This window comes from Microcystis sp. M53603_WE2 (genome assembly GCF_030065435.1).
Genome location: NZ_JASJFF010000470.1, coordinates 1 through 5,536 on the forward strand (window position 1 = coordinate 1; position 5,536 = coordinate 5,536).

At 50.6% G+C, this 5,536-nt stretch carries 5 protein-coding genes and 1 pseudogene; 5 read left to right on the plus strand and 1 reads right to left on the minus strand.

From position 1 onward, the window contains the following. Positions 1-270, plus strand: a pseudogene (locus tag PX481_RS09715) (cobyrinate a,c-diamide synthase); the annotation flags it as partial. Positions 271-591: 321 nt separating this feature from the next. Here PX481_RS09715 and PX481_RS09720 read toward each other — a convergent pair. Next, complete coding sequence (locus PX481_RS09720; RefSeq protein ID WP_353852188.1) at positions 592-978, minus strand: hypothetical protein; 387 nt, start codon at positions 976-978, stop codon at positions 592-594. A gap of 45 nt (positions 979-1,023) precedes the next feature. Here PX481_RS09720 and PX481_RS09725 point away from each other — a divergent pair, with 45 nt between their 5' ends. From PX481_RS09725 to PX481_RS09740, 4 genes are all read left to right on the plus strand, one after another. Then, positions 1,024-3,024, plus strand: coding sequence for an alkyl/aryl-sulfatase (locus PX481_RS09725; protein ID WP_223212281.1), 2,001 nt, complete (start codon positions 1,024-1,026; stop codon positions 3,022-3,024). A gap of 6 nt (positions 3,025-3,030) precedes the next feature. Further along, on the plus strand, positions 3,031-3,249 hold the full coding sequence (locus PX481_RS09730; protein WP_288094501.1) for a hypothetical protein: 219 nt from the start codon (positions 3,031-3,033) through the stop codon (positions 3,247-3,249). Further along, positions 3,197-4,066: a bile acid:sodium symporter family protein gene (locus tag PX481_RS09735; RefSeq protein ID WP_288094499.1), complete on the plus strand. Its 870-nt coding sequence runs from the start codon at positions 3,197-3,199 to the stop codon at positions 4,064-4,066. Before PX481_RS09730 ends, PX481_RS09735 begins: the two co-directional genes overlap by 53 nt. Positions 4,067-4,273: 207 nt before the next feature. Beyond that, positions 4,274-5,536 (plus strand): iron uptake porin (locus PX481_RS09740; RefSeq protein WP_288094500.1); only part of this gene is annotated, 1,263 nt, incomplete at its 3' end.

Genomic DNA, 5,536 nt, shown 5'->3' on the forward strand with positions numbered 1-5,536 from the left:
CAAGCCATCGCCAAACAGGAGACGATCCTGCTCAAACCAGGTCAACCAGTGCGCGGCCATGAATTCCATCGCTCCCAATTAAGCGGGGTGAGCGACGCACCGATTTATCAACTGCAAGCATTCCCCAAAAGTGCTATCAATGCCGAAGGGTGGCAAGGTAAGAATCTGCACGCTTCCTATCTCCACCTACATTTTGGGGGCCAACTAAGCCTGCCGAAAAAATTTTTAGCTGCCGGCCTTGATTTTTTCCGCACAGCTGCGTTAAGCTAATTACAGATAAATTCAATAATTAATCCGTTAAGGGATACAGGAGGTGATGTCGATGGTAGAAAGTAGTAAAAGCATGGGTCTCCTAATCGACAATAGCCGGCTGTGCGCCGGGGCTGTTCTCTAGACCCCACGTCTAAACAAGATTTAGACTAGCTGGAGTTCCTTCCGGCAGTCTGGTGTCGATTCCGATGACCCGCTACACCGCCCTTACCGAGCAATTGGTAAGGGCGGATAGTTTTTGAGGGTTTCCCGTCATCTGGGAACCCCAGAACCAGAAGTAATACCAATTTTTTCCTAAGTGAGCCTTTCTTGACTTTAACTCTACGGGCGCAAACTAACCCAGCGTCGCTTCTGGTTTGGGGACACCATTTTAACGCCTGTCACCGAGATAATATCATTGGCCAAATTCTCTGCCATCATGGGAATGAGTTGATTTATATTATTCTCATAAGCTTTTATCCAGAATTTAGCTAGTTTCTCTCTCGCTTCCTCATTGACGTAGATAGTTTTATCTGGCGTAATCAATACCATTGCCACGTGACCGGAGTTTTCCGTGATGGCAAAGACAAACTGATCACGGTCGGACTTGAGACCTTCGTACCAGTAGTCTAGGTGTTCTTCTAATTCGTATTCATAGAGAGCGCGTTCCATCTTGCCATCTTCTAGCAAGGCTTTACGCAGTGTATTGGCTATCTTTCTTTTTTTCATGGTCTTGTCCCTGTTTTTGTTCGCATTAATTACCTACCACTCCTTATGAAAAACAAGCACTTCGATCCAAAAGGCAAGATGCCCTCCCCGTTCACCATCGAACTACAGAACGGTTGGCGCCAGACCCTGCCGTTCGAGGACAAACGGGATTTTGAAGAGGCCCAAAAAGGCTTTATTGCCACCCCACCTTACAAACAAATCATAGCAGAGGCGGGTAACGTGGCTTGGGATATGGGCAGCTACGAGTTCCTGTTGCGCGGCTTTGACAGCGTTTTCGACAGCATTCACCCCTCATTGCAGCGCCAGGCAGTTCTGAACATGGCCTACGGACTCTATGAAGTCTTGCCGGACAAAATCTACCAAGTGCGAGGGTTCGACCTGGCCAACATGACGATCATCAAGGGCAATACAGGTTGGATTCTATTTGATGTGTTGACCTGTAAGGAAACGGCTAAAGCCGCTCTGGAACTGGTCAATGAACACCTGGGACACCGTCGTGTGGCCGCCGTCGTGTACTCCCACTCCCACGTCGATCACTACGGCGGGGTGCGCGGTGTGGTGGATGAGGCGAATGTGAAGAACGGGAAGGTGCAGATTATCGCCCCCGTTGGCTTCATGGAATATGCGATCGCCGAAAACGTCTATTCGGGGACGGCGATGGTCCGCCGGGCATTCTTTCAGTACGGCCTGCTATTGCCGCGCAGCCCGTTCGGCCATGTAGATCAGTCGATCGGCAAGAACACCGCAGCGGGCAACACCGGGCTGATTGAACCCACCCGTTACATCGAGCAGGACATTGAGGAATTGACCATCGACGGGGTGAAGATGGTATTTCAGAATACGCCAGGCACCGAAGCCCCCGCCGAGATGAACACCTATTTCCCTGACTGGAAAGCGTTCTGGGCAGCAGAAAACATCTGCGGTACGATCCACAACATCTACACGCTGCGGGGTGCATTGGTGCGGGATGCGTTGGAGTGGTCGAAGAAAATTAATGAAGCCCTCTATAGGTTCGGGCAGCAAGCGGAGGTGATGTTTGCCTCCCATAGCTGGCCCCGTTGGGGCAACGATCGCATTCAGGAAGTCATGCGAACCCAGCGGGATGCCTATGCCCATCTGCATAACGAGGTGCTGCACCAAGCTAACCAGGGCGTGACCATTAATGAAATCCACAATGTTTACAAGCTGCCCGAAAGTTTGCAGCAACAGTGGGCTGCCCACAGCTACCACGGTTCTGAGGAACACAATAGCCGTGCCGTGATTAACCGCTACCTGGGCTACTGGGATGCCAATCCAGCCACATTAATTCCGCTGTCACCGAGGGAATCGGCTCCGCTCTACGTCGAGATGATGGGGGGTGCGGAGAAGATTCTGGCCAAAGGTCAGGAGTTGCACGATCGAGGCCAATACCGCGAAGCCATGGAGATACTGAACAAGCTGGTCTATGCTGAACCCCAGAACCAGGCAGCTAAAGACCTACTGGGCGATGTGTTTGAGCAGATTGGCTACCAGAAAGAAAGCCCCAGTGTCCGCAACAGCTTTCTGGCCGCCGCTTACGAACTACGAAATGGCTTCCCCACGGGGGTCACGGCCAAGACAGTCACCCCCGATACGGTTCGCGCCATGTCCACCCAACTCTGGCTCGACTTCATCGGCATTCGTCTAGATAGCCAGAAAGCGCAAGGGATGAAATTCACCATCAATTTGCTCACACCGGACAACGGTGAGAAATTTGCGGTGGAAATGAGTAATTCAACCCTGACAAACATCAAGGGATTCCAGGCAAAAAATCCTGATCTCACCATCACGATCGACCGTAGCGACCTGGAGTTGATTATGGCTGGGATAGCCACATTTCCTGCCCTGATTGGCCAAGGGAAGGTGAAGCTAGAGGGCGATGCTCAGGTCTTGGTGCGACTCCAGAGCCTCTTAGTCCAGTTCACCCCGGACTTTGAGATCTTGCCAGTAAGCAAGCCGGCGGAGTCAGTTACGCCCACTGAGAACTCGTTCGAGCAGCCAGAGCCGGCAGATACGTCTGGAGGTTGAGCGGCAATGGCAGTCACCCCTGGCAACGGTGAAGGGCTACCGGTTTCAAGCGGAACAGTTTCGGAATGGGGGAGTTGGGCAAGTATCTCCCCTCTCCTCGTCTCCCCGTCCCTTCCACAGTGTTCTGTCTTAAGCCGCAACTTAATCCCTGATTATGGCAATCTGACCGCCGATGAACCCCCTTATATCTCTCGAAGTCAAGCCAATATTGCTAATCCTTGTTAAAATCACGATTTTTTCGCTGATGTTAGCCATCGGGATCGCTCTCTCTTTCGAGAAAATGCTCTCCCTCTGGCGCAAACCCGCTTTACTCTTCCGGGCGCTCCTAGCCGTTGTCGTGCTGGTGCCTTTGCTGGTTTTCCTGCTGTTAAAACTATTTAACTTACCCCCAGAAGTGATGGCTGGATTGGCATTTTTGGCAGCTTCCCCTGGTGCGCCTCTAACTACCAAGCGATCGCAAATGGCGGGAGCCAGATTCCGTTACTCAGCCAGTCTCCAACTCACCCTGGCTTTACTTGCGGTTGTGATTACGCCCCTTACCTTGGCTATTTTTACCACCCTCTTTGAGAGGCTTTCAGAGAATGTAACCATTTTAGAGGTAGCCCAGCAAGTCGCCATGGTGCAGTTCTTGCCTGTCAGTATCGGGCTTCTGATGCAAAAGTTCGCCGCCAAATTGGCCGAAAAGATCGCCAAACCCTTAACTTTTATGGCTAATGGTTTGTTTTTGCTCTTAGCTATCTTAGTCGGTCTTTTGGGATTTCCTGTACTGTTGAAAGTTTGGGGATTGCCACTGGTTGCAATTCTGATTATGGTAATCGCCTCTCTAGGGATAGGACACGCTCTAGGCGGTCCCGATGATGATCAGCGATCGATTCTCGCGATTTCCTCTGTTGCTCGCAATGTCGGTTTAGCCTTTTTTATCGCTATTTTGAATGACGTACAGCAGCAGGTGATTCCTACGCTGCTGGCTTATTTAATTTTGGGAGCCGTTCTGGGCGTTCTTTACTCAATCGGTCGTAAGCGCAAATTGGAGAAACTTTGATATCCTCGCCGCTGTGTCAACTCTTAGTTTTTGTTTAAGTGCCGTTAGGGGCGACAGAGTGGCCACTTTGTCAACTGGTCAAGGCAAAAAAATGAGATCGCATCTTTCCCTAAGTAATTAAATTGTGTATAATGGCAAAAGAATAGAAAGGCTATATGCGTCGTCAAACTGTGTAGTCAACCTATAAGGTGTGAGGAAAAAACCATCATGTTAAGAATGTTCTGGAAATCATTGCTGGTTAGCCCAGCGATTTTAGGGGCTACCCTAGTAGCTTCCGCTAATGCTAGTAGCTTCGATCCCGCCAAATCTACCAGTGTTTCTACCGAATTTAACAATCTAGAAATCGCTCAAGTTCAGGACAACGCTGCAGGAACTGGCGAATTACTCAATCAGATCGAACAGTACGGTAACGAAGGTCAAGTTGCACCCGTACAGGGCAACACCATCGATCAAGTCACCAGCGTTAACCAACTGCGGGATGTTTCCCCCACCGCTTGGGCTTTCGAGGCTTTAAGAAGTTTAGTTGAACGCTATGGTTGTATTGTTGGTTATCCCGATCGCACCTTCCGCGGCGACCGAGCTTTAACCCGTTGGGAATTTGCGGCTGGTTTAAACGCTTGCTTAAACGTCATGGAACGTTTAATTCAAGATGGTGTCAACGTCCTCAAGGAAGACTTAGATGCCCTCAAGCGCTTGATGGATGAGTTCCAAGCTGAGTTAGCGGCGTTGGGAGCTAGAGTTGATAACTTAGAAAGCCGGGTGTCTTTCCTCGAAAATAACCAATTCTCCACCACCACCAAATTAGCTGGGGAAGTTATCTTCGCTGTCACCGATACGGTCGGTGCCGGTAGCCCCGCCTCCCAGGCCGCCATGCAATACCGCGCTCGTTTGCTGTTAAACACGAGCTTCACCGGTCAGGACGTATTGAAAACTCGTTTAGCGGCGGGTAGTGCCACTCCCTTCGGATTTGATTACAAATCGACCACCACACTACAAAATGGTGATCCCGCTTCCGTCAGATTCGATAATCTGCAAAGCCCTTCCCTATTCCAAACTTGGACCGCGGCCGGTAACGGTAGCGATGTGGTTCTCGACTGGTTGGCCTACTATACCCCGATTGACTTAGGTTATTTTGGTCGCTTCAGTACCTACGTCGCCGCTTGGGGTGGTATTTGGAATGACTTCGTTCCCACCACTAACCCCTTCTTTGAAGACTTCGACGGTGGTAATGGTGCGCTATCTACCTTCGCTTCCGAAAACCCCATCTACCGTATCGGTGGTGGTTCTGGGGGTGGTGTTAGCCTACAATTAGGCTTCCTCCAAAGCATTGTCGGTCCGACCTCCCTATCCTTGGGTTACTTAGCCGGTGGTGGTGGCTCTAGTTCTGCGGCCAATCCTAACCCGGGTAATGGTCTCTTTAACGGAGATTACGCCGCTTTAGCACAGATTAACGCTAACCTCTTTAACTTC